The organism is Curtobacterium oceanosedimentum (assembly GCF_020297365.1).
Classification (GTDB): domain Bacteria; phylum Actinomycetota; class Actinomycetes; order Actinomycetales; family Microbacteriaceae; genus Curtobacterium.
Genome location: NZ_JAIXIG010000003.1, coordinates 114925 through 134359 on the forward strand (window position 1 = coordinate 114925; position 19435 = coordinate 134359).

General features: G+C 71.1%; 21 protein-coding genes. 7 read left to right on the plus strand and 14 right to left on the minus strand.

Annotated elements, in window-relative coordinates; genetic code table 11:
- Window positions 1-19 precede the first annotated feature (19 nt).
- The 4 genes from LEL83_RS02125 to LEL83_RS02140 are packed head-to-tail and all read right to left on the minus strand — an operon-like array spanning window position 20 to window position 2805.
- Window positions 20-715: an SDR family oxidoreductase gene (locus LEL83_RS02125; RefSeq protein WP_225557577.1), complete on the minus strand. Its 696-nt coding sequence runs from the start codon at window positions 713-715 to the stop codon at window positions 20-22.
- A 10-nt stretch (window positions 716-725) separates the two neighbouring features.
- Window positions 726-1217, minus strand: coding sequence for a DedA family protein (locus LEL83_RS02130; protein WP_198657538.1), 492 nt, complete (start codon window positions 1215-1217; stop codon window positions 726-728).
- 36 nt (window positions 1218-1253) lie between these two features.
- Entirely contained in the window at window positions 1254-2291 is a 1038-nt protein-coding gene (locus tag LEL83_RS02135; RefSeq protein ID WP_225557578.1) for a YihY/virulence factor BrkB family protein, read from the minus strand.
- Window positions 2292-2295: 4 nt separating this feature from the next.
- Window positions 2296-2805: a hypothetical protein gene (locus LEL83_RS02140; protein ID WP_225557579.1), complete on the minus strand. Its 510-nt coding sequence runs from the start codon at window positions 2803-2805 to the stop codon at window positions 2296-2298.
- A 63-nt stretch (window positions 2806-2868) separates the two neighbouring features.
- Here LEL83_RS02140 and LEL83_RS02145 point away from each other — a divergent pair, with 63 nt between their 5' ends.
- Window positions 2869-3609: an MBL fold metallo-hydrolase gene (locus tag LEL83_RS02145; RefSeq protein ID WP_225557580.1), complete on the plus strand. Its 741-nt coding sequence runs from the start codon at window positions 2869-2871 to the stop codon at window positions 3607-3609.
- Window positions 3610-3768: 159 nt separating this feature from the next.
- Here LEL83_RS02145 and LEL83_RS02150 read toward each other — a convergent pair whose 3' ends face one another.
- From LEL83_RS02150 to LEL83_RS02180, 7 genes are all read right to left on the minus strand, one after another.
- Entirely contained in the window at window positions 3769-4812 is a 1044-nt protein-coding gene (locus LEL83_RS02150) for a Gfo/Idh/MocA family protein (RefSeq protein ID WP_225557581.1), read from the minus strand.
- Window positions 4813-5041: 229 nt separating this feature from the next.
- Entirely contained in the window at window positions 5042-5968 is a 927-nt protein-coding gene (locus tag LEL83_RS02155; RefSeq protein WP_225557582.1) for a prenyltransferase, read from the minus strand.
- Window positions 5965-6399 carry a lycopene cyclase domain-containing protein gene (locus tag LEL83_RS02160; RefSeq protein ID WP_198657532.1) on the minus strand — a complete coding sequence of 145 codons (435 nt, stop codon included), beginning with the start codon at window positions 6397-6399 and terminating at the stop codon, window positions 5965-5967. Before LEL83_RS02160 ends, LEL83_RS02155 begins: the two co-directional genes overlap by 4 nt.
- The gene (locus tag LEL83_RS02165) at window positions 6396-6728 is read right to left on the minus strand and encodes a lycopene cyclase domain-containing protein (RefSeq protein WP_225557583.1); all 333 of its coding nucleotides are present in this window, start codon (window positions 6726-6728) and stop codon (window positions 6396-6398) included. The genes LEL83_RS02160 and LEL83_RS02165 overlap by 4 nt, the downstream gene beginning before the upstream one ends.
- Complete coding sequence (gene crtI / locus LEL83_RS02170) at window positions 6728-8368, minus strand: phytoene desaturase family protein (protein ID WP_225557584.1); 1641 nt, start codon at window positions 8366-8368, stop codon at window positions 6728-6730. Before crtI ends, LEL83_RS02165 begins: the two co-directional genes overlap by 1 nt.
- Window positions 8365-9303, minus strand: a complete 939-nt coding sequence (locus LEL83_RS02175; RefSeq protein WP_225557585.1) for a phytoene/squalene synthase family protein — start codon at window positions 9301-9303, stop codon at window positions 8365-8367. The genes crtI and LEL83_RS02175 overlap by 4 nt, the downstream gene beginning before the upstream one ends.
- Window positions 9300-10358, minus strand: a complete 1059-nt coding sequence (locus tag LEL83_RS02180; RefSeq protein WP_225557586.1) for a polyprenyl synthetase family protein — start codon at window positions 10356-10358, stop codon at window positions 9300-9302. The genes LEL83_RS02175 and LEL83_RS02180 overlap by 4 nt, the downstream gene beginning before the upstream one ends.
- Window positions 10359-10379: 21 nt before the next feature.
- Here LEL83_RS02180 and idi point away from each other — a divergent pair, with 21 nt between their 5' ends.
- From idi to LEL83_RS02205, 5 genes are all read left to right on the plus strand, one after another.
- Window positions 10380-10922, plus strand: a complete 543-nt coding sequence (gene idi, locus LEL83_RS02185) for an isopentenyl-diphosphate Delta-isomerase (RefSeq protein ID WP_225557587.1) — start codon at window positions 10380-10382, stop codon at window positions 10920-10922.
- Between the two features lie 170 nt (window positions 10923-11092).
- Window positions 11093-12112 carry a LacI family DNA-binding transcriptional regulator gene (locus LEL83_RS02190; protein WP_198657527.1) on the plus strand — a complete coding sequence of 340 codons (1020 nt, stop codon included), beginning with the start codon at window positions 11093-11095 and terminating at the stop codon, window positions 12110-12112.
- Between the two features lie 488 nt (window positions 12113-12600).
- Window positions 12601-14124, plus strand: coding sequence for a multiple monosaccharide ABC transporter ATP-binding protein (mmsA, locus tag LEL83_RS02195; RefSeq protein ID WP_198658576.1), 1524 nt, complete (start codon window positions 12601-12603; stop codon window positions 14122-14124).
- Window positions 14121-15413 carry a multiple monosaccharide ABC transporter permease gene (mmsB, locus tag LEL83_RS02200; RefSeq protein WP_198657526.1) on the plus strand — a complete coding sequence of 431 codons (1293 nt, stop codon included), beginning with the start codon at window positions 14121-14123 and terminating at the stop codon, window positions 15411-15413. The genes mmsA and mmsB overlap by 4 nt, the downstream gene beginning before the upstream one ends.
- Before the next feature lie 58 nt (window positions 15414-15471).
- A complete protein-coding gene (locus LEL83_RS02205; RefSeq protein ID WP_225557588.1) occupies window positions 15472-16581 on the plus strand; it encodes a substrate-binding domain-containing protein in 1110 nt (369 codons plus the stop codon).
- A 132-nt stretch (window positions 16582-16713) separates the two neighbouring features.
- On the opposite strand, the gene LEL83_RS02210 is transcribed toward LEL83_RS02205, so the two are convergent.
- From LEL83_RS02210 to dcd, 3 genes are read right to left on the minus strand one after another with little or no spacing between them, the layout of a single operon-like run.
- Window positions 16714-17058, minus strand: coding sequence for a HepT-like ribonuclease domain-containing protein (locus tag LEL83_RS02210; protein ID WP_225557589.1), 345 nt, complete (start codon window positions 17056-17058; stop codon window positions 16714-16716).
- Complete coding sequence (locus tag LEL83_RS02215) at window positions 17058-17573, minus strand: helix-turn-helix domain-containing protein (RefSeq protein WP_225557590.1); 516 nt, start codon at window positions 17571-17573, stop codon at window positions 17058-17060. Before LEL83_RS02215 ends, LEL83_RS02210 begins: the two co-directional genes overlap by 1 nt.
- A gap of 54 nt (window positions 17574-17627) precedes the next feature.
- Entirely contained in the window at window positions 17628-18215 is a 588-nt protein-coding gene (gene dcd, locus LEL83_RS02220; protein WP_198657522.1) for a dCTP deaminase, read from the minus strand.
- A gap of 85 nt (window positions 18216-18300) precedes the next feature.
- Between dcd and LEL83_RS02225 the strand changes: the two genes are divergently transcribed.
- Window positions 18301-19392 carry a GNAT family N-acetyltransferase gene (locus LEL83_RS02225; protein ID WP_225557591.1) on the plus strand — a complete coding sequence of 364 codons (1092 nt, stop codon included), beginning with the start codon at window positions 18301-18303 and terminating at the stop codon, window positions 19390-19392.
- Window positions 19393-19435 lie beyond the last annotated feature (43 nt).

Here is a 19435-nt window from a genome sequence, read left to right on the forward strand (position 1 = left end):
CCCGACGGCGGCGAGGTCCTCAGCGCCGTCGGGTCGGTCGGATCGCGAGCGACTCGACGGTGCCGCGCTCCGGCAGGTCGACGACGGTGCGGACCGCGGCGGCCACGTCCTCCGGCGCCAGGTAGTAGTCGGTGTCGTAGGACTCCCCGAGCTTCGCCACGAGCTGCCGCTGCATGTCCGAGTCGGTGCGGCCCGGGTGCACGCTCGACACCCGGACGCCGTCCGCCCGTTCCTCTTCGCGCAGGGCGTCGGCGAAGGCCCGCAGCGCGAACTTCGACGCGGCGTACACGCCACCGCCGGGGCCGGAGTGGAAGCCGGAGCCGCTGTTGATCGGCACGACGATGCCCCGGGCCGCCCGGAGCGCCGGCAGCGCCACCCGGGTGAGCTCGGCGACCGCGAACACGTTCGTCGCGAAGACCTGCTCCCACACGGCGCGCGGGGTCTCGGCGACGGTCGTCCCCTGCTCGACGCCGGCGGAGTGCACGAGCACGTCGAGCCGCTCCGGCAGCGGCGGGAGGTCACCCGCACCGAGGTCGCCGACGAAGGGCGCCGCGCTCGGCAGCTCCGCGACCAGGGCGTCCACGGCGCTGGCGGAGCGCCCGCCCACGAGCACGTGGTGGGTGCGGCCGAGGTCGGCGGCGATCGCGCGGCCGATGCCGCGGGTGGCTCCGGTCACCAGGGCGACCGGACGGTTCTGGAGCGGTTCTGTCGTCACGCGGGCCAGCCTACGGAAGCCGGGCCGGGCCTCCTGAGCGGTTGCGACGCCTGTGGACGACCGTCAGCGCGACGGCGGCGGTGACCACCAGTCCCCCGAGCGCCGCGATGCCCCACGGCGACCCGGCCAGCGCCGCGACCACGGCCCAGAACACCGCCAGGCCGACGGTCGCGTACAGGAGCGCCCACGCGACGCAGCCCGGCACCATGGCGACCGTGTACCGCCACCAGGCGATCCGGGCCAGACCCGCCGCGGCGTTCATCACCGTCTGCAGGCCGACCACGACGAAGCTCACCGTGACGACCGGGAGTCCCCAGCGCTCGAGCAACGCCGAGCCTCGACGGACGGCGGGCGACCGCAGCCACCCGCCCCACCGCGATCTCGAGGCGCCCGTGACCGCGAGCCGTGCGACCCAGTACGTCGCCTGTGCACGGCAGAACACGATCGCGAAGAGTGCGAGGACGAGCCACCGGAACGGGAGCCCCTCGAGGAAGGACGGCACGGCGGAACCGTAACGCCCCCGCCCGGGAGGGCCCCGTCAGTCCTTCGTGCGCCCGGCGCTCTCGCGGATCTTGATCCCCTCGAGGACGTCCTTGGCGTGCTGCTCGTCCTGCTTCTCGATCTGGCGGGTGTCGCGCTCGGGCAGCTGGATGTCCTCCTCCGCCCTGATGCCGGCCTGCAGCTGGCGGCCGCGCTCGAGCTCGGCGTCGAACTCGGCGCCGAAGAGCAGCGCGTTGTTCGTGATCCAGATCCACAGCAGGAAGACGATGACCCCGCCGAGGGAGCCGTACGTCGCGTTGTAGTTCGAGAAGTTGCCGACGTAGAACCCGAACCCGACGCTCGCGACGATCCAGATGACGATCGCCAGGACCGCGCCGCCGCTGACCCACTTGAACTTCGACTGCCGCACGTTCGGCGACCAGTAGTACAGGATCGCGACGACGGCGATCATGATGACGAGCAGGATCGGCCACTGCACGATGGACACGACCAGGGCCGCGGCATCGCCGAGCCCGATCACGTCGCCGAAGCTCCGCGCCAGGGGGCCGGAGACGAGCACGAGCAGCCCGAGGACGAGCAGCACGACGGTCGCGACGGTGACGCCGAGCATGGTCGGGCGGAGCTTCCAGATCGGACGACCCTCGCGGACGTTGTAGATGCGGTTCATCGCGCGGCCGAAGGCGCCGACGTAGCCGGAGGCCGACCAGAGGGCACCGAGCACACCGACGATGAACGTGATCGGGGCGGCCGGCGAGCGGACGAGCCCCTCGACCGGGTCGCGGAGGAGTTCAGCCACCTGTCCGCCACCGACGTTCGTCACGACGTCGAGCAGGGTGTCGATGGTGTCCTTCGGGTTCGACACCAGGCCGAGGATCGAGACGACCGCCAGCAGCCCGGGGAAGAGCGCGAGGACGGTGTAGTACGTCAGGCTCGCGGCGAGGTCGGTGCACTGGTCACCGGTGAACTCGCGCAGCGTCTTCTTGAGCGTGTACGTGAACGACGGCTTCGTCAGGTCGGTCGGGCTGTCCGGCTTGCGGGGGTCGTCGGGTGCGGGCTTCTGCGCGTCGCGTGCCATCGGTCTAGCCCTTCACCCTCGCGGCCGCCTTGGCGCGCTTCGCTGCCTTCTTGCGGTTCTTCGTCGCCTGGCGCTGCACCGCGGCGATGCCGATGCGCTGCTTGTTGCGCAGCTTGTGCGCGGGGTCGCGTTCGAGCGCCTCCTCGGCCGCCTTGCTCCGAGCCTTCCGACCCTTCCGGTCCGAGCGGGTCTGGTCGAGGTCGAGTCCACCACGTGCGCCGAACGGCAGCAGGGCGGTGAACGCCGACGATGCCGGCGGCTGGGCCAGGTGTCCCGCCGGGCTCCGGCCGATGCGCGCGCCGAGGATGATCGCGGCCAGGCCGGTCGCGGCCGTCACGCCCATCGCCACGAGGGGCGTCGGGTCGCGGTGCCACCGCTGGCGTGCCTTCGCGACGGCGAGCCGGGTGCGGGCGGGCACGTCCGAGCGGCGTCGGATCTCGGAGACGCTGTCCGTCAGGCGTTCGCGCGTGCGCACGTTCGCGAGTTCGAGCTCGGGGATGCTGTCCTTCGGCATGCTCTCTGCCTACCAGTCCGGGGCCGCGGGGGTGCTCAGCCAGTCGCGGCTAGCGTGCGCGTCATGCTCTTCCGGGACGTCGCCGAGGGGATCCACCGCCTCGAGATCGCACACACCAACACCTACCTCGTCGAGACGGGCGACCGCCTGCTCGTGGTCGACGCGGGGCTGCCCGCCGTCTGGCCGCACCTGCTGCTCGCCGTGCACGACCTCGGGTACACACCCGACCGGGTCGAGGCGCTCCTGCTCACCCACGGGCACTTCGACCACGTCGGCACCGCGGCGCGGATGCACCGGGAGTGGGGCACCCCGGTGTACGTGCACCCGGGCGACCGGCACCTCGCCGAGCACCCGTACTCGTACCGGCCGCAGACGAACCGGTTCGGCTTCGTGACGCTGCACCCCGGCGGCCTCGGGCCGCTCGGACGCATGCTGCTGGCCGGCGCCGCCACCGTCGAGGGCATCGCCGACACGCAGCCGCTCGAGTCCCGAGCAGAGGTCCCGGGCTCCCCGTGGATCATCGAGACACCGGGACACACCGACGGGCACGTGGCGCTGCACTTCGCCGACCGCGACGCCGTGATCGCGGGCGACGCGCTCGTCACCTTCGACCCGTACACGGGCGGCATCGGACCGCGCATCGTGGCCCCCGCCGCGACCGCCGACGTCGACACCGCGGTCGCGTCGCTCGACCGGCTGGCGGACACCGAGGCCGAGCACGTGCTGCCGGGCCACGGCCCGGCGTGGTCGCTCGGCGCGCGGCGGGCCGTCGCGCAGGCGCGGCGGGCGGCCGGAGCCGCCTGACGCAGCGACCTGCTCGCAGGTCCACGGGCTCGGCGACACCTCACGGACGCTCCGACGCGTGGACTGTCGGTGAGCGCGAACCGTCACCGGCGTTAGCCGGCGCGACCACCGCCGGACGGGAGGCGCGGGGCGGGCCCGCCCCGCGCCTCCAGGCCGCGGTCAGGACGGGACGACGACGTCCTCGGGCAGACCGGACGCGGCCGAGCGGGTGGCCGCCTCCATGAGCGCGAGGCTCCGCAGGTTGTCGCGGCCGCTCGTCGCCGGGGCCGGACCGCCCTCGACGGAGCGCGCGAACGCCTGCAGCCCGCCCTGCCGGTCGGTGTGCTCGAGCACGGGCAGCTCGACGGGCACGGCGTCGTCGTCCTGCGTGCTGCGCACGGTGACCCGGTCGCCCTCGACCGCGTTCGGCGCACCGCTGCGGCTCGTGAACCAGACCTCGCCGTCCTCGCCCTGGATGCTCCACTCGCCGGCCCAGGCCGTGCGCGGGGCGCGGCTCAGCCAGCTGCCGCGGTAGCTCACCACGGTGCCGCCGTCGAGTTCGATGATCATCGACGCGACCGCTTCGTCCTGGTACTTGCTGTGGGCGGGGTAGCTGGCCTTGGCGAAGACCCGGACGGCCTCCTGCCCGGTGATCATCCGCAGCAGGTCGAAGTGGTGGATCGCCATGTCGTTGATCATCGCGTGCGGGAACCGGTAGTGCGGGTACGTCTCGGCGGGCTGGTCGTTGTCCCACTGCCGGAAGTCGACGGTGATCGCGGAGAGCTCGCCGACCGTGCCCGACGCCAGCAGGTCCTGCACGACCCGGGGCGCCGGGTACCAGCGGTAGTTCTGGCTGACCTGCAGCACGAGGCCGAGTTCCTCGGCACGGCGGACCGCGGTGACGGCCTCGTCCGTGGTGTTCGCGAACGGCTTCTCGACCAGCACGTGCTTGCCGGCGTCCAGGGCCTCGAGCGCGAGCGGCACGTGTGTGACGGCGGGGGCGGTGATGACGACGGCGTCGGCCTCGACCCCGGCGAGGGCCTCGGTCAGCGACGAGAACGCGGCAGCCCCGGGCAGGTCGAGGTCCTCCCGGACGGCCTCCAGCGTCGCCGGGACCGGGTCGACGAGCCCGACCACCTCCACTTCGGAGACCTCTGGGATGGCGGTGCGGGCCCAGTTGCCGCCCCACCCTCCGAGACCGACGTGGATGATCCGGACCGTCATGCGTGCACTCCTTCGTGGCTGGTGTCGCACCACGGGCGCCGCGGTGCGTCCGTCCAGTCTGTCAGGCGGGGGCGGTGCGGGGCGCGGACGGCACGCGCCCCATCGCGCCCCGGGCGTTCGCGCCCGGCCACGGGCATCGCGCCCCGGAGAGTCGGGGCGCGATGCCCGCCGCGGGGCGCGGACGGCGCATGCCGCGAGTCACGCGACCGGCGCCCCGACGCCTCCCGCCTCAGTGCGCGAAGGTGTACGTGATGAGGGCCATCGTCACGATGAACCCCGCCAGGTAGTTGATCCAGAGGAACCGCTTCCACCCGGCGTTCGCCGCCTCGGCACCGTCGTCCGTCACGTTCCACCACGGCAGCACGTTGAGCGCGTACGGCACCACGACGACCGCGGCGATCGGCCCCGGGAACGCCGAGAACAGCAGTGCGACCCCGGCGACCAGGTACGCGACGAAGGCCAGGCGCACCGTGGCCCGCGCGCCGATCACCGTGGCGACCGAGCCGATGCCCCCGGCCCGGTCGGCCAGGACGTCCTGTACCGCGCCGAACGCGTGCGAGGCCACGCCCCACAGGAAGAACGCGACGCACACCGCGACGAGCTGACCCGTCCAGTGCGGCCCGGCCAGCGCCAGCCCGTAGACCGCGGGCGAGACGAAGTGCGTCGACGAGGTCAGCGAGTCGAGGAACGGCTTCTCCTTGAAGCGCAGCCCCGGCGCCGAGTACGCGATGACCGCGAAGACGCTGATCGCCAGGACGAGCCACGACCACGGACCGTTGCCGGACACCGCCCCGAGCACCACGAGGGCGACGAGGAACGGCACGTTCGTGACGACGACGGCCCACAGCGTCGTGCGGTGCACGCTCTTGTCGAGCAGCGCTCCCTCGACCCCGCCCTTGCGCGGGTTCCGCAGGTCGGACTCGTAGTCGAAGACGTCGTTGATGCCGTACATCGCCAGGTTGTAGGGCACCAGGAAGTACACGACGCCGACCAGGAACGCGACGAGCGAGAACTCACCACCGCCGTCGACCCCCACCCCGCTGCCGAGCAGGTACGCGGCACCGAACGGGTACGCGGTGTTCACCCAGCTGATCGGTCGCGACGACACGAACAGGGCGCGCGCGGTCGACGGCCTGGAGGCGGTGCTGGCGTTCACTTCGGGTCCTCCGCTGGTGCTGTGGTCGGGTCGGGCGCGGGGCGCGCGCCGGACCGGTCGCGTGCGCCCGTCCGGCCGTGTCCGCCGGTCCGGTCGAACAGGACCCAGAGGCTGGGCAGCAGCACGATGGCGGACACCGCGTAGGCGAGGTCCTCGACCGGGATCGCCCCGATCTTCGCACCGCTGATGAGTGCGGGGTCGTAGGCGACGATGCGCAGCGTGACGATGACGTTGTCGAACACGACCGTCATCAGCAGGAGCGCGACGCCGGCGATCACCGACGTCAGCACCGCGACGCGACGCCCGTTCGCCGGTGCCCGCCCGGCCGCGCGTGCCCGCCGGGCCGCGACGATCCCGGCGACGACCGCGACGACCGCGGTGACAGCGAAGAACGGCACGGCGAGGAGCGCGTAGGCGCCGGAGCCGTTCACGACCGCCGCCGTCCGGCCGAGCGCGCGACGAGGGGCCGCACGAACCCGACCAGGTTCATCGTCGAGTAGCAGAGCAGCAGCAGGAAGAAGAGTTCCTCGAGCGGGACCTCCGGCGCGAGCAGCACGCCGGTCAGCAGGTTCTGCGGCCCGATGAAGAAGATCCCGGCGGCGACCCCGGCGACGTCCCACACCAGGAAGAACGCGACGCCGACCACCGTCACGGCCGCGGCCCGCCACGGTGCCCGCCAGAAGAACAGCCGGAAGCGCGCGTCGAGCACGGCCATGCCGACCAGCGACACCACGAGGCCGGCGAGGTAGAGCCCGGGCATCAGGCCTGCTCGGCCCGGTCCCGCGGAGCACGCAGCGGCGTCGGCAGCGGTTCGGTGCTGGTGTCGCCGTGGATCCGCTTGAGCAGGACCTCGGCGCTGATCAGGCACATGGGCAGACCGATGCCGGGGATCGTCGAGGCACCGACGTAGTACAGCCCCTCGACCTTCTTCGACGCGTTCTTCTCGCGGAAGAACGCGCTCTGCCGCAGGGTGTGCGCCGGCCCGAGCATGGAGCCGTTCCAGGCGTTCAGGTCGTCGGCGAAGTCCCGGGGCCCGATCGTGCGGCGCACACGGATCCGGTCGCGCAGGTCCGGCACACCGGCCCGCTCCGCGACGACGTCGATGGCACGGTCGGCGATCTGCTCGACCAGTGCGTCGCCGGCACCGTCGATGCCGCCCTTGCCGATCGACAGGTCGGCGGGCAGGGGCACCAGGACGAACAGGTTGCTCGACCCCTCGGGCGCGACCGACGGGTCGGTCTCCGAGGGGGCACACACGTAGATCGAGGCGGGGTCCGGCACGTGCCGGTCCTTGCCGAAGATCGCGCCGAAGTTCGCCTTCCAGTCGGCGGTGAACACCAGCGTGTGGTGCAGCAGGCCGGGCGTCGGACCGTCGATGCCGAGGTACACGAGCACGGCGCTCGGCCCCGGGTCGCGCCGCTTCCAGTGGTCGGCGCCGTGCGTGCGGTGCTCGGGCGCCAGGAGCTGCATCTCGGTGTGCTGCAGGTCGGCGGCGCTCACGACGAGGTCGGCCGGCACGGTGTGCTGCACCCCGTCGCGGTCGCGGTGCACGACGCCCGTGGCGACGCCGTCCTCGACGAGGATCCGTTCGACCGTCGCACCCGAGGTGATCGTCACGCCCTCGGCACGTGCCACCCGCTCGACGGCGGAGATCACCTCGGTCAGGCCGCCCTTGGGGTAGAGCACCCCGTCGGCCAGGTCGAGGTGGCTCATCAGGTGGTACATGCTCGGCGCGGCGTACGGGCTCGTGCCGAGGAAGACCGCCGGGTACCCGAGGACCTGCCACAGGCGACGGTCCCGCACCGCCGACGCGGCACGCGAGGACAGCGGCTGCAGCAGGAGCCGTGCGAGCTTGGGCAGGCGTCGGAGCACGTCCGGGGCGGCGAGCTTCGTGAGGTCCTGGAACGTCGTGTACAGGAACCGGCGGATGGCCATCGCGTAGGTGTCCTCGGCCGAGGCGAGGTACTTCCGCATCCGGGCACCGGCACCGGGCTCGACGGACTCGAACAGGGCGATGTTGGCCTCGCGGTCGGCCCGCAGGTCGATGGGCTCGTCGTGGCCCTCGCTGTAGACGCGGTAGCCCGGGTCGAGCCGGACCAGGTCGAGCTCGGCGTCGGCGGAGGTGCCGAGCAGCTGGAAGAAGTGGTCGAAGACCTCGGGCATGAGGTACCACGAGGGGCCGGTGTCGAACCGGAACCCGTCGCGCTCCCAGGAGCCGGCGCGGCCGCCGAGCTGGGTGCGCTGCTCGAGCACGGTCACCGAGAAGCCGTCGCGCGCGAGCAGCGCGGCGGCGGCGAGGCCGCTGATGCCGCCGCCGACGACGACGGCACGGCGCGCGGGGACCGCGCGCCGGGTGGTGGGGGCGACCGTCTCGGGTCGGGAGGCGCGGGGCGGGGTCATGACGGGCCTCCCGGCCGGTGGGTGGTGGCGCGCGACCGGAGCGGTGCGCGTCCGGCGAGGACCTGCGCGGCGAGGCGGGCCTTCACGGTGTTGGGGACGCGCACGCGCGTCGTCACCAGGCGGCTCGCCGGTGTGCGCGCGAGCCGGTCGTTGAGTTCCTGGAACAGGGCGTGGGCGAGACCGACCGCGTTGCGGGCGTCGGCCGGCAGGAGCCGGATCGTCCGCGCCGCGTGGTCGAGGTCTGCCTGCACGTCGGCGACCAGGCGGTCCTTCGTGGCCTCGTCGAACGAGCGGATGTCGACGCCCGGGAAGTACGAGCGACCGAGCACCTCGAAGTCGGCGTGCAGGTCGCGCAGGAAGTTCACCTTCTGGAAGGCCGCACCGAGCGCGCGCGCACCGGCCACGAGTTCGGCCTGGTCGAACGTCGGCCGGCCGGCGCGGTACACGAAGGCGCGCAGGCACATGAGCCCGACGACCTCGGCCGAGCCGTACACGTACGCGTCGAACGAGGCGTCGTCGTGCTCCGTCCGCTCCAGGTCCATCCGCATCGAGGCGAAGAACGGCCGCGTGAGCTCCGGACCGAAGCCGGTGACGCGGGCGCTGCGGGCGAAGGCGTGCACGACCGGGTTCACCGAGAAGCCGAGCGCGATCGCCCGCTCGGTGTCGGCCTCGAGTTCGTCGAGCACGGTGCGGGCGAGGTCGCGGTCGAGACCGGCCTCGGTGGCGGGACCGTCGACGACCTCGTCCGCCACCCGGACCAGGGCGTACACGTTCCGGATGTGCTCGCGGGTGTCGCGCGTGAGCAGGCGGCTCGCGAGCCCGAACGAGGTGGAGTAGCGGTCGATGACGACGCCGGAAGCGGCCTCGGCCGTGGCGTCGTAGAGCTGCAGGCGCCCCGGGCGGGACCCGGGCGCCGTGGTGGTGCTGTGGGTCACCGAGCGCGCTCCACGAGTTCGGTCACGAGGGCCTCCAGGTGGTCGGCGAGGTGGTACGGCAGCCGGGCGAGTTCGGCCCGGGCCAGGGCGGTGTGCTCGGCGACCCGCGCTTCGGCAGCTGCGCGGGCACCGCAGGTCACCAGGGTCGCACGGACCTCGTCGGCCCGGGCCTCGGTCAGGTCCGGGTCGCCCAGGTACGGCTCGAGGTCGGGCCAGCAGTCGGTGGTCGCCGCGTACGCGATGAGCATGGTGCGCTTGCCCTCGCGGAGGTCGCCGAGGACGCTCTTGCCGGTCATCGTCTCGTCGCCGAACACCCCGAGCAGGTCGTCGACGATCTGGTACGCGATGCCGATCTCGCGACCGAAGGAACCGAGCGCGGCGACGACGTCCTCGTCGGCGCCCGCGAGCACGGCACCGGACTGCAGCGGCGCCTCGAACGAGTACACGCTCGTCTTCGCACGCTCCATCGCCAGGACCTCGTCGACCGTCGGCATGACCCCGAGGGCCAGGTCGACGTCGGTCATCTCGCCGGCGGCGCTGGCGAACACGGCCTCGTCGAGCAGTTCGAGCAGCCGCTGCCGTCGGTCGCCGTCGACGCCGGACGCCTCGATGAAGCGCGGGGCACCGGCGAGCGCGAGGTCGCCGGCGATCACGGCCGCGCTCATCCCGCGGTGCTCGGCGGTGGGCAGCGGGAGCCCGCCGGTCGTGCCCGTGTCACGGAAGGACCCGGCGACGTTCGGCTGTCCCCGCCGCGACCAGTCGCGGTCGATGACGTCGTCGTGCACCACGAGCGCCGTGTGCAGCAGCTCGTAGGCGGCGGCGACGTTCGCCGCGGCGTGCACGTCGGAGCCGCCCATGCCGGCGTAGGCCGTCAGGACCATGCGCGGTCGGAAGCGCTTGCCGCCCATGCTCGCCTTGCGGAGCACCCGCCAGAGTTCCTCGGAGGGTCGGCCGTACCGCTCGGCGCGGGCCGAGGACACGGCGAAGAAGCGCTCGAGGCAGTCGTCGACGAGCGCGAGGTCGATGTGCGGCACAGTGGTCGCTTCCTCGCTCATTGGCCTAATCTATCGACACAGATGACTTCTTTCCCTGAATCCGTGGTGCTGCTGGCCGACGACCGTACCCCGATCGGCACGGCGGACAAGTTCACGGTGCACACCGACCACACGCCACTCCACCTGGCGTTCTCCTGCCACGTGCGCAACGTCGACGGGGACGTTCTCGTCACCCGGCGCGCACTGTCGAAGAAGACCTGGCCCGGTGTCTGGACGAACACCTTCTGCGGCCACCCCGGCCCGGACGAGTCCTTCGAGGACGCCATCGCCCGCCGTGCCGAGCGTGAGCTGGGCATCACCGTGCGCGACGTCGAGGTCGTGCTGCCGGAGTTCCGGTACCGCGCGGTCGACGCCTCCGGCATCGTCGAGAACGAGGTCTGCCCGGTCTTCCGCGCGGTGACCGACGACACCCCGGCGCCCGCCGACGACGAGGTCGCCGAGCGGGCGTGGGTGTCGGAGGATGCTCTCAGGTCCGCCGTCGCCGGCGCGCCGTTCGCCTGGAGCCCGTGGCTCGGGTGGCAGCTCGCCGAGCTCGAGACCGCCGGGTTGCACGTCACCCGCTGACCCCCGCCGCGCTCGACGGTCGCGCCCGACCGCCGTGGGCGCGACCGGTGCCGAGCGTCCGGTCGATCGACGCACAGCTGGCGTCCGTGCGCCGGACGTGCATAATGATCTGGCCCGGAATGTGAACGTGCACATCGACGTGCCACGGCCCCGGGCGGAAACGAGCAGCAATGGCGTCACCGCGGACACAGCAACCGCGTTCGCCCAGCATCCGTGACGTCGCGCGGGTGGCGGGGGTCTCCCACCAGACCGTTTCGCGCGTGCTGAACAACTCGGACGCGATCCGGGCGGAGACGCGCGACAAGGTCGTCGCGGCGATGGAGCAGCTGCAGTACCGGCCGAACCGCGCCGCGCGGGCGCTGGTGACGAGCCGCACGCACACCATCGGCGTGCTGACGGCACGCCGTGCCCACTACGGGCCCGCCGTCGCCCTGCAGGCCATCGAGGACGCGGCGATGCTCCGCGGCTACTCGGTCACCACGGCGAACATCGCCGAGGCGACCGACACGGCGGTGCGCGAAGGACTCGGACACCTGCTCGACCTGGACGTCGAGGGCATCGTGGTGATCGCCCCGCAGCAACGGGTGTTCGACCTGATCGCCGAACTCGGCATCAAGACGCCGTACGTCACGATGCGCGCCAGCGTCGGCGAGGACCCGACCGCGCTGTGGGTCGACCAGATGGAGGGCGCCCGGCTCGCCACGGCGCACCTGCTCGACCTGGGGCACGAGTACGTCCGGCACATCGCGGGGCCGCGGGACTGGATCGAGGCGGACGCCCGCATGCAGGGGTTCCTGCGCGAGATGTCCGACCGCGACATGACCGTCGTGCCGCCGATCCTGGGCGACTGGACCGCCGACTTCGGCTACCACGCCGGTCGCGAGCTGCTCCGGTGGCGGGACTGCACCGCGATCTTCTGCTCGAACGACCAGATGGCGCTCGGGGTGATGCACGCCGCGCGCTCCTACGGGCTCGACGTGCCCGGCGACCTGTCGGTGGTCGGGTACGACGACATCCCCGAGGCGAAGCACTTCTGGCCCCCGCTCACCACCGTGCAGGTCGACTTCGCCGAGCTCGGCCGCCGCTGCGTCGACCTGCTGCTGCCGGGCGACGGCGACCTGCTCCGGCCGATCGACATCGTCCCCCAGCTCGTCGTGCGCGCCTCGTCGGCCGCGCCCCGCAGCCGCTGAGCGGGTCCGACCGGCGCTGAGCGGGTCGACAGGTACTGAGCGGTCCGGCAGCCACTGAGCGGCCCGGCAGGCGCCCGGCGTCGGACGGGAGGCGCGTGGCGGGCCCGCCACGGGCCTCCCGTCCGACGTGCGGAACCACGCAACGGACGGCAGCTGCGCGCCGCCCTGCCCCCAGGCCGGGGGACGTTCCCGCCGGATCGCGCAGGCCGTTACGAAAACGCGACCAATCCGAATTGACAGCCGCACCGAGGCTGTGCGTAAATTGCCTCCGTCCTGCCGATGTGACCGTTCACATGAGCGTCGCACCGAGCCGGATCCGGACGCGACAACGAAGTCCACACAGGCCCGCCTGTGCACTCGCTGCCGCAGCAGAACCACCGAACACACTGCCGCGTCGAAGCGGCAGAAGGAGATGCACTGTGGCGTCAACCCCGATCGACACCGGCCTCGAGACCCGGTCGATCACCGCACCCGAGACGATCCTCGAGATGCGCTCGATCACCAAGGAGTTCCCTGGTGTCAAGGCGCTGTCCGACGTCTCGCTCAGCGTCCGCGCCGGCGAGATCCACGCGATCTGCGGCGAGAACGGCGCGGGCAAGTCGACCCTGATGAAGGTCCTGTCCGGCGTCTACCCCTACGGCACGTACAGCGGTGAGATCGTCTACGAGGGCGAAGAGGTCCGCTTCTCGAACATCAAGCAGTCCGAGCAGGCCGGCATCGTCATCATCCACCAGGAGCTGGCGCTCGTCCCGGAGCTCTCGATCACCGAGAACCTGTTCCTGGGCAACGAGCCGAGCCGCGGTGGCGTCATCAACTGGACCGCCGCGCAGCTGCGTGCGCAGGACCTGCTCGCCCGCGTCGGCCTGGCCGACGACCCCGACACGCAGATCAAGAACATCGGTGTCGGCAAGCAGCAGCTCGTCGAGATCGCGAAGGCCCTGCACAAGGACGTCAAGCTCCTGATCCTCGACGAGCCGACCGCCGCGCTCAACGAGAACGACTCGCAGCACCTGCTCGACCTGATCGTCGGGCTGAAGGCCAAGGGCATCGCGAGCATCATCATCAGCCACAAGCTCAACGAGATCGAGCAGATCGCCGACGAGATCACGATCATCCGTGACGGCAAGGCCATCGAGACGCTCAACGTCAAGGCGGACGGCGTCAACGAGGACCGCATCATCCGCGGCATGGTCGGTCGCTCGCTCGAGTCGCGGTTCCCGGACCGCACCCCGAAGATCGGCGAGACCTTCTTCGAGGTCCGCAACTGGACCGTGCAGCACCCGCTCGACTCGTCGCGGCTGGTCTGCAAGGGCTCGAACTTCCACGTCCGCCGCGGCGAGATCGTCGGCTTCGCCGGGCTCATGGGTGCGGGGCGCACCGAGCTCGCGATGAGCCTGTTCGGTCGCTCCTACGGCACGTGGCTCGACGGCCAGATCATCAAGGACGGCCGCGAGATCAAGGTCACGAACGTCCAGCAGGCCATCGACAACGGCCTCGGCTACGTCTCCGAGGACCGCAAGGCGCTCGGGCTCAACCTGCTCGACACCGTGAAGCGCTCGACCGTCGCCGCCGACCTGCCGAAGATCTCGAAGGCCGGTGTCGTCGACTCGCTCGAGGAGTACTCGGTCGCCGAGAAGTACCGGAAGATGCTGCGCACCAAGGTGCCGAGCGTCGAGGACAACGTCGGCAAGCTGTCCGGCGGCAACCAGCAGAAGGTCGTCCTGTCGAAGTGGATGTTCACCGACCCGGACATCCTGATCCTCGACGAGCCGACCCGCGGTATCGACGTCGGCGCCAAGTTCGAGATCTACGGGATCATCCAGCAGCTCGCGGCCGAGGGGAAGGGCATCATCCTCATCTCGTCGGAGCTCCCCGAACTGCTCGGTCTGTCCGACCGCATCTACACCATCTTCGAGGGCCAGATCACCGCTGACCTCCCGGCCGACAAGGCCGATCCCGAATCGCTCATGCGCAGCATGACCTCCGCGCGGAAGGGCGCCACCGCCTCATGAACAACCTGAAACTGCTCTTCGGCAAGGGCAACAGCATCGGCCAGTACGGCATGGTCATCGCGCTCATCGCGATCCTGATCTTCTTCTCGATCACGACGAACGGGCTCATCCTCGAGCCGACCAACGTCATCAACCTGTTCCTGCAGTACTCCTACATCCTGATCCTGGCGCTCGGCATGGTCATGGTGATCATCGCGGGGCACATCGACCTGTCGGTCGGTTCGGTCGCAGCGGTCGTCGGCATCGTCGTCGCGCAGTCGATGGCCGTGTGGGACTTCCCGGTGTGGGCAGCGATCCTGCTGGGTCTCGCCTGCGGCGCCGCGATCGGTGCGTGGCAGGGCTTCTGGGTGGCGTTCGTGAAGGTCCCGGCCTTCATCGTGACCCTGGCCGGCCAGCTCATCTTCCGCGGTGTGAACCAGATCATCGGCAACTCGACCTCGGTCCCCGTCCCGAACGACTTCATCCCGATCGGCGCCGGCTTCCTCGGTGACTTCGGCCCGGACTTCGGCTTCAGCAACGGCACCCTGCTCATCGGGCTCGTCACGATCCTCGCCCTCATCATCATCGAGGCCCGTGGCCGTGCCCGCCGCAAGAAGATGCAGGCCGAGGTCCCGCCGCTGTGGGTCTCGATCGTCCGCACCGGCATCCTGGTCGCCGTCACCCTCGTCGCGACCTACCTGTTCGCCGCCGGCCCCATCGGCACCTCGGTCCCGATCGTCGCGATCATCCTCGGTGTGCTGACCATCGTCTACGGCTTCGTCACGAAGAACACCATCTTCGGTCGCCAGGTCTACGCCGTCGGTGGCAACGCGAACGCCGCCGTCCTGTCCGGTGTCTCCGCGAAGAAGGTCAACTTCTTCGTCATGATGAACATGTCCGTCCTCGCCGCCATCGCCGGCATGGTGTTCGTCGCCTACTCGGGTGCCTCCGGCCCCGCGGACGGCACCGGCTGGGAGCTCGACGCGATCGCCGCCGTGTTCGTCGGTGGTGCAGCCGTCGCCGGTGGTGTCGGCACGATCTCCGGCTCGATCATCGGTGGCCTCGTGATGGCGCTGCTGTCGAACGGTCTGCAGCTCATGGGCCTCGAGTCGAACCAGGTGCAGATCATCCGCGGCCTGGTCCTGCTCGTCGCCGTCGCCTTCGACGTCTACTCGAAGTCGCAGGGTCGTCCGTCCCTGATCGGTGGGATGCTGCGGCAGTTCCAGCGGAAGGACACCGAGGACAACACGGTGGCCGCCCAGCAGCCGCGGTCCATCGAGGACCAACCGGACAAGATCACCCTCCCCTAGTCCCACACTCCACACCGGGGCTCCGGCCCCACCTCCTCAACGAAGAGAAAGCAATCACATGCGCAAGAAGATCGTCGCCGGCCTCAGCCTGGCGCTCATCGCGGGCCTGGCCCTCAGCGGCTGCTCGGCTCGTGGCACCTCCGGTGACTCCGGCAGCGATGGCGGCAGCACCATCAAGAAGGGCGACCTCATCGGCGTCGCGCTCCCCGCCAAGACCTCGCAGAACTGGGTCCTCGCGGGCGCCGCGTTCGAGAAGTCGATCGAGGAAGCCGGCTTCAAGGCCGACATCCAGTACGCCAACGCCGGCAACCCGGTCCCGGACCAGCAGTCGCAGATCTCGGGCATGATCACCAAGGGCGCGAAGGCCGTCATCATCGGTGCCGCCGACGGTTCGCAGCTGACCGCGCAGGTCAAGTCCGCCAAGGACCGCGGCGCCGTCGTCATCGCCTGGGACCGCAACATCCTGAACACGAAGAACGTCGACTACTACGTGGCGTTCAACAACTTCAAGGTCGGCCAGCTCCAGGCCGAGGCGCTGCTCAAGGGCCTCGAGGAGAAGAAGGGCGACAAGCCGTACAACGTCGAGCTCTTCGCCGGTTCGCCGGACGACGCCAACGCCACCGTGTTCTTCAACGGTGCGATGGACGTCCTGCAGCCGAAGATCGACGACGGCACGATCAAGGTCGTCTCCGGTCAGACCACCTTCCAGAAGGTCGTCACGCAGGGCTGGCTCGCGCAGAAGGCCCAGTCGCGCATGACCGACCTGCTCGCGCAGTACTACACGGGTGACACCGAGCTCGACGGCGTCCTCTCGCCGAACGACACGCTCGCCCGTGCGATCCTCACCGCGACCAAGGCCGCCGGCAAGGACACCCCCGTCGTGACCGGGCAGGACTCGGAGACCGCGTCGATCCCGCTCATCATGCAGGGCACGCAGTACTCGACGATCTACAAGAACACCACGGAAGAGGCCCAGGCGGCCGTCGACCTCGTCTCCACCCTGGCGAAGGGCGACAAGCCGGACACCAAGATGGACAAGACGAACAACTACAACGGCGTGAAGACGGTCCCCGCGATCGAGCTCACCCCGGTCCTCGTCACCAAGGACAACGCGGTCGAGGCCTACGAGGGCAACGACACCCTCGAGGAGCTCGCCAAGAAGGGCTGATCTCCCCCGCACCACGGACGGCCCCGTCTCGCCTCGGCGAGACGGGGCCGTCCTGCGTCGTCCGGGGCCGGCCCCACGGCGGACGGGAGGCGCGGCGCACGTCGTGATCCGTGCCTCCCGTCCGGCGTGGGGTCACCCGTGCGTGGCGCGCAGCCGCGCCGCGGCGGCGGCCAGGTGCGGGACATCGGTGCGCGCCGTCCCGGACACGACGGCGCGCGTGGTGTCGAAGTACCGGCGGGTGAGCCGTTCCCCGAGGTCCGAGACCCGTGACCACGGGATGTCCGGCTCACCGGCCGTGACGGCGGCGGGCAGCACCCGGACCGCCTCACCGATCTCGACCAACCGCATCCGCACCGCGTCGTGCACCAGGTCCTCCGGCAACCGTGGGTCGCCGACGTAGCGGCGGATGGCCTCGCAGGCGCGGATCACGTCGTCGAGGCGGTCGCCGACGGCGCGACGCGATCCGTCCTCCGCCATCACAGCGGCACCGCACTCCGGACGACCTCGGGGTGCATCCCCGCGGCGTCCACCACGTCGACGCGCACCCCGAGCAGCCGTTCGGCGGCGTCCTGGATGCGCATGAGCGCGAAGATGCCGAGCCCGTCGTCGACGTCGATCATCAGGTCGACGTCGCTGTCCGGGCCGTCCTGGCCGCGGGCGACGCTGCCGAACAGGCGGGGGTTCCTGCCGCCGAACCGTTCGACGACGGCGACCAGGTCGTCGCGCGCCGCGGCGACGCGCTCGCGGAGCGGCGGGGACTCCTCGACCGGCTGCAGGTCGATGGTGGTCGTGAACCCCGCCGCCCGGAGCATCCGCTGCAACGCGGCGAGCGAGGGCTCCCGTCGACCGTTCTCGTACGTGCTGATGACGCTCTGCGTGACCCCGGCGCGGCGCGCGAGCTGGACCTGGGTCAGCTCGGCGCGCTCGCGCGCGTCACGGATGAGCGCTGCCGCCGACAGTGGCGGTGCAGGTCGTGGAGGAACCGCGGACATGCTGCAACGATACACAGCATTGAACATTTCAGTTCGGTCTGCGGGTTCCGGGCGTCAGCGCTCCCCCGACACGTCCGCCCGGTGGAAGTTCAGCGCCGAACGCGAGGGCGTCGGGCCGCGCTGCCCCTGGTAGCGCGACTGGTACTCGGCCGAGCCGTAGGGCTTGTCCGCCGGGCTCGACAGCTGGAAGAAGCAGAGCTGCCCGATCTTCATGCCGGGCCAGAGCTTGATCGGCAGTGTCGCGACGTTCGACAGCTCGAGCGTGACGTGCCCCGAGAAGCCCGGGTCGATGAACCCGGCGGTCGAGTGCGTCAGCAGGCCGAGGCGACCGAGCGAGCTCTTGCCCTCGAGCCGCGCGGCGATGTCGTCCGGCAGGGTCACGACCTCGAACGTGGACCCGAGGACGAACTCACCGGGGTGCAGCACGAACGCCTCGTCGGGGTCCGTCTCGACCAACCGGGTCAGGTCGGGCTGGTCCACCGCCGGGTCGATGTGCGGGTACTTGTGGTTGTCGAAGAGCCGGAAGAACTTGTCGAGCCGGACGTCGATGCTCGACGGCTGGACGAGCGACGCGTCGTACGGGTCGAGACCGATGCGGCCTGCGGCCAGCTGGGCGGTGATGTCGCGGTCGGAGAGCAGCACGCGCAGAAGCCTAGCGGCAGCGGGCGGCGCGCCGGTATACTGCCAGGCTGCCCACCACCCCGACGGGCGGCGTTCGGAGAGCACGATGACCACGTACACCGTCGACGAGATCCCGGTGCCCGCCAGCATGGACGACGACCCGGCGACCGTCGCGACCTTCGCCGCCTGGCGCGCCGTGTCCGACGGCGCCGAAGCCGCCGTGCACGGGTTGCACGAGCTGGCGTGGACACCGGAGGAGTACCTGCCGCTGTGCCGCGAGCCGGGCGCCCCGAGTCGCCTCGTCGTCGCCCGCGACCACCGCGGCACCGTGGTCGGAGCGGGCTCGTACGACACGAAGCAGGAGCCCGGCACCACCAACTGCTGGCTGTCCGTCGGCGTCGCGCCCGAGCACCAGCGCCGCGGTGTCGGGACGCTGCTCGCCGACCACCTGGAGTCGATGGCCCGCGCCGACGGCCGCACGCAGTGGAAGACGTACGCCGTCTCACGGCAGGTCGGTCCGGCGTCCGGGCCCGGGTACGTGCAGGCCCCGACCGGGTACGGCGCCGTCCCGGAGGACGAGGCCGGCGTGCGGTTCCTGACCGCCCGCGGTTGGCACTTCGGCCAGGTGAACCGCATCAGCCGGCTCACGCTGCCGGCGGACACGACCGTGGTGCGCGGCGTGCACGAGCGGGCGGCGTCCGCCGCCGGCGAGCAGTACCGCGTGCACGCCTGGACCGGGCGCACACCGGAGCAGTGGCTCGACGGCATCGCGTTGCTGGAGACCCGCATGAGCACCGACGCGCCCGCCGGCGACATGGCGGAGCCCGAGGACGTCTGGACCGCCGAACGACTCCGCGAGCACGAGGACGAGCTCGCACGAGCCCCGCGGACCCTGCTCACGGTGGCCGTCGAGCACGTCCCGACCACCACCTTGGCCGGTTTCACGCAGCTGTCGGTGCCGGACGACCCCGCTCGGCCCGCGCAGCAGTGGGACACCCTGGTGCTCCGCGAGCACCGCGGCCACCGGCTCGGCTGGCTGCTCAAGGTCGTCGGGATCCAGGAGCTCGAGCAGCGGTTCCCCGGGCGTCCCTCGATCATCACGTTCAACGCCGAGGAGAACCGTCACATGCTCGACGTGAACGAGGCCGTCGGGTTCGTCGGCGTCGGCTCCGAGGGCATCTGGGAACACCGCGTCTGAACGCGCACCCGAGGGGCTGCTTGCCAGCCGGCGCGCCTACCAT

Excerpts from the sequence above, each read along its gene's own strand:
- LEL83_RS02135 (WP_225557578.1), bottom strand. The coding sequence starts at position 2,291 with ATGGCACGCGACGCGCAGAAGCCCGCACCCGACGACCCCCGCAAGCCG.
- mmsA (WP_198658576.1), top strand. The coding sequence starts at position 12,601 with ATGCGCTCGATCACCAAGGAGTTCCCTGGTGTCAAGGCGCTGTCCGAC.
- idi (WP_225557587.1), top strand. The coding sequence starts at position 10,380 with ATGACTTCTTTCCCTGAATCCGTGGTGCTGCTGGCCGACGACCGTACC.
- LEL83_RS02205 (WP_225557588.1), top strand. The coding sequence starts at position 15,472 with ATGCGCAAGAAGATCGTCGCCGGCCTCAGCCTGGCGCTCATCGCGGGC.
- LEL83_RS02190 (WP_198657527.1), top strand. The coding sequence starts at position 11,093 with ATGGCGTCACCGCGGACACAGCAACCGCGTTCGCCCAGCATCCGTGAC.
- crtI (WP_225557584.1), bottom strand. The coding sequence starts at position 8,368 with ATGACCCCGCCCCGCGCCTCCCGACCCGAGACGGTCGCCCCCACCACC.
- LEL83_RS02225 (WP_225557591.1), top strand. The coding sequence starts at position 18,301 with ATGACCACGTACACCGTCGACGAGATCCCGGTGCCCGCCAGCATGGAC.
- mmsB (WP_198657526.1), top strand. The coding sequence starts at position 14,121 with ATGAACAACCTGAAACTGCTCTTCGGCAAGGGCAACAGCATCGGCCAG.
- LEL83_RS02180 (WP_225557586.1), bottom strand. The coding sequence starts at position 10,358 with ATGAGCGAGGAAGCGACCACTGTGCCGCACATCGACCTCGCGCTCGTC.
- LEL83_RS02150 (WP_225557581.1), bottom strand. The coding sequence starts at position 4,812 with ATGACGGTCCGGATCATCCACGTCGGTCTCGGAGGGTGGGGCGGCAAC.
- LEL83_RS02210 (WP_225557589.1), bottom strand. The coding sequence starts at position 17,058 with ATGGCGGAGGACGGATCGCGTCGCGCCGTCGGCGACCGCCTCGACGAC.
- LEL83_RS02140 (WP_225557579.1), bottom strand. The coding sequence starts at position 2,805 with ATGCCGAAGGACAGCATCCCCGAGCTCGAACTCGCGAACGTGCGCACG.
- LEL83_RS02215 (WP_225557590.1), bottom strand. The coding sequence starts at position 17,573 with ATGTCCGCGGTTCCTCCACGACCTGCACCGCCACTGTCGGCGGCAGCG.
- LEL83_RS02165 (WP_225557583.1), bottom strand. The coding sequence starts at position 6,728 with ATGCCCGGGCTCTACCTCGCCGGCCTCGTGGTGTCGCTGGTCGGCATG.
- LEL83_RS02145 (WP_225557580.1), top strand. The coding sequence starts at position 2,869 with ATGCTCTTCCGGGACGTCGCCGAGGGGATCCACCGCCTCGAGATCGCA.